The organism is Streptomyces sp. NRRL F-2664 (assembly GCF_000719345.1).
GTDB lineage: Bacteria > Actinomycetota > Actinomycetes > Streptomycetales > Streptomycetaceae > Streptomyces.
On sequence record NZ_JOFX01000548.1, the window covers coordinates 1 to 260 of the forward strand.

Consider the following 260-nt stretch of genomic DNA (forward strand, 5'->3'; position numbering starts at 1 on the left):
TCCCGCAACGGGAAACGCTCCAAGACCGTCGTCACGGACATCGGGCCGGTCGAGATCGACGTGCCGCGGGACCGCGAAGGCTCGTTCGAGCCGCAGATCGTAAAGAAGCGGCAGCGCCGGCTGGCCGGCGTCGACGAGATGGTCCTCTCGTTGTCGGCAAGGGGCCTGGCTCATGGTGAGATCTCCTCTCATCTGGCCGAGGTCTATGGTGCCGATGTGTCCAAGCAGACGATCTCCACGATCACCGATTCGGTGATGGA

At 63.5% G+C, this 260-nt stretch carries 1 protein-coding gene; it reads left to right on the forward strand.

All coding sequences use genetic code 11. The features are described from left to right. The coding region (locus IF89_RS0136915; RefSeq protein WP_030778298.1) for an IS256 family transposase at window positions 1–260 on the forward strand (260 nt) is incomplete at both ends.